Origin of the sequence: Pseudomonas sp. EGD-AK9, assembly GCF_000465935.2 — a bacterium.
Classification (GTDB): domain Bacteria; phylum Pseudomonadota; class Gammaproteobacteria; order Pseudomonadales; family Pseudomonadaceae; genus Aquipseudomonas.
Window position 1 is genome coordinate 1 of the sequence record NZ_AVOF01000417.1, and the last position, 2,462, is coordinate 2,462.

Sequence of the window (2,462 nt, forward strand, 5' to 3'; positions counted from 1 at the left end):
CCGCGCGCCCAGGCCGCGCACCAGCAGGCCTCGCTGCTGGCCAAGTCGCTGCGCCTGAAGATCAGCGGCCAGCCGCTGCCGGAGTACCGCTACCGCGACTACGGCTCACTGATCTCGCTGTCGAGCTTCTCCGCGGTGGGCAACCTGATGGGCAACCTGACCGGCAGCGTGATGCTGGAAGGCTGGCTGGCGCGGGTGTTCTACGTGTCGCTCTACCGCATGCACCAGATGGCCCTGTACGGCCCGCTGCGCACCCTGCTGCTGATGCTCAGCGACCGCATCGGCCGCAGCACCGAGCCGCGCCTGAAGCTGCACTGAAAGCAGCCGCCATGCGGCCTTCCGATGCCCCTCTCCCGCCGGGAGAGGGGAGACCAGCACGCAGCCCGGATGAAATCCGGGGCAGGTATTCAGCGGCGAGAATGCCCCGCTGCAAAAGCCGACACGCAGAAACGACGAAGCCCGCACAAGGCGGGCTTCGTCGTTCTATATGGTGGGTCGTGTAGGATTCGAACCTACGACCAATTGGTTAAAAGCCAACTGCTCTACCAACTGAGCTAACGACCCAAATATGGTCGGGGTAGGGGGATTCGAACTCCCGACATCTTGCTCCCAAAGCAAGCGCGCTACCGGACTGCGCTATACCCCGTCTGGAATTTGGCTCCGCGACCTGGACTCGAACCAGGGACCCAATGATTAACAGTCATTTGCTCTACCGACTGAGCTATCGCGGAACTTCGGTATTCCATCTCTTCGGCGTTTCGGCTATTCGCTTTCCCGCTTCAGAGGCGCGCCATTTTACGTCGCAAAACTTCCCTGTCAACCCCTGCAAACTGCTTTTACGACAATGCTTTGCAGCGCGGCGATGGACTACTATATGTTTCATCGAACTGCGGCCCGACGCAGGACGCGCCAGCCGACGACTCCAGCCAGGACAGTCCATGAGCAACCAGGACACGCCTCCGATCAAGCCCAGCGTGGCGAAGCTCGCCAGCCGCGGCATCCAGCCGCGCTTCGGCGAGCTGGTGCAGAGCTGCCGCAAGCTGGTGATGAATCGCCTGGCGGAGCACCTGAGCGGCGTGTTCGGCCAGGTCGACGACACCCTGTTCGAGTGCGCGGAGAAGGCCGAGAACAACAAGGTGCAGACCCTGTTCTTCGACAGCATGCGCGAGATTCGCCGCCAGCGGCCGCAGATCGAACGCAGCTACCACCAGAAGATCGCGCACAATTTCTCCGATTTCCTCGAAGGCAAGCTGCAGAACCAGGCACCGGCCGAGCTCGACCCCGAGCAACTGGCCCTGGTGCAGAACGAGGACTACGAGGAAAGCCTGCAGGTGACCAACATGGTCAGCCGGGTCAAGGCGCGCTGCACCCAGCCGCTGTTCGCCCTGGAGCAGCGCCTGGCGCTGCTCAACAACGGCCAGAAGCTCGGCGAGGACAGCAACCCCTTCGGCCCACAGGCCATCGCCCAGGCCTTCCGCGAAGCCCTGGCGCCCTGCTCCTTCCCGCTACGAATCAAGACCATCCTCTACATGCTCTTCGATCGCCATGTGATGCAGGGCCTGGACGCACTCTACGAGGCGCTCAACCAGCGTCTGATCGACGCTGGCGTGCTGCCCAACCTCAAGTACAGCGCCCAGCTCACCCCCAGCGTCAGCCGCCCGGTGCGGAACAAGGCCGAAGCAGCCCCCGAACACCAGGTGCCCGCCCAGGGCCAGCCCGGCGCCCCGCACGCCGAACCGGCGCTGCTCGACCTGGACCTCAGCGCGCCGCCGCCGAGCGACCCCATGGCACTGTTCAGCGGCCTGTCCAGCCTGCTCGGCGAGCACCGCCAGAGCCATCCGGACGAACCGCTGCTGGGCGGCACGCGCAGTATCGTCAGCTTCTCGCCGCGCGGCGCCAGACGCACCTACAGCGCCAACGAGCTGCTCGCCGCGCTCAACCGCATGCAGCAGCAGTCGGCCCACGACCTGGCCCAGCGCCTGCAGCGACCGCAGCAGGTGGAAGGGCTCAAGGCCGACCTGCAGCAGCAACTGGAGACGCACAGCAGCCTGCCCGGCGACAGCAAGGTGTCCGACCAGGAAGCCGGCGTGATCGACCTGGTGGGCATGCTGTTCGACTTCATCCTCGACGACGAGAATCTGCCGGACAGCTGCAAGACCGCGCTGTCGCACCTGCACACGCCCTACCTGAAGATCGCCCTGCAGGACAAGGCGCTGTTCACTCAGCACCACCACCCGGCGCGCCGCCTGCTCAACGCCATGGCCCAGGCCGGCGTGCTCTACGGCAACGAAGGCGACGAACGCGGCCTGCTGGCGAAGATGCAGTGGGTGGTCGAACGGGTGATCCATGGTTTCAGCGGCGATCTGGCGCTGTTCGACAGCCTGATCGACGAGTTCAACGAGTACGTCGAGACCCTGCGCCACAAGGTGGCGCTGCGCGAGCGCCGCGCGGTCGAGGCGGCC

At 65.0% G+C, this 2,462-nt stretch carries 1 protein-coding gene, 3 tRNA genes and 1 pseudogene; 2 read left to right on the forward strand and 3 right to left on the reverse strand.

Features of this window, described 5'->3' with window-relative positions; translation table 11 throughout:
- Nucleotides 1-318: pseudogene (locus N878_RS17620) on the forward strand (FAD-dependent oxidoreductase); the annotation flags it as partial.
- Between the two features lie 170 nt (nucleotides 319-488).
- Here N878_RS17620 and N878_RS17625 read toward each other — a convergent pair.
- The 3 genes from N878_RS17625 to N878_RS17635 form a co-directional block, all read right to left on the reverse strand.
- Nucleotides 489-564: transfer RNA gene (locus tag N878_RS17625), tRNA-Lys, on the reverse strand.
- Between the two features lie 5 nt (nucleotides 565-569).
- Nucleotides 570-646, reverse strand: a tRNA-Pro gene (locus N878_RS17630).
- A 9-nt stretch (nucleotides 647-655) separates the two neighbouring features.
- Nucleotides 656-731: transfer RNA gene (locus N878_RS17635), tRNA-Asn, on the reverse strand.
- 207 nt (nucleotides 732-938) lie between these two features.
- On the opposite strand from N878_RS17635, the gene N878_RS17640 reads away from it, so the two are divergent.
- On the forward strand, nucleotides 939-2,462 hold a 1,524-nt coding region (locus N878_RS17640; protein WP_021444908.1), incomplete at its 3' end, for a DUF1631 domain-containing protein.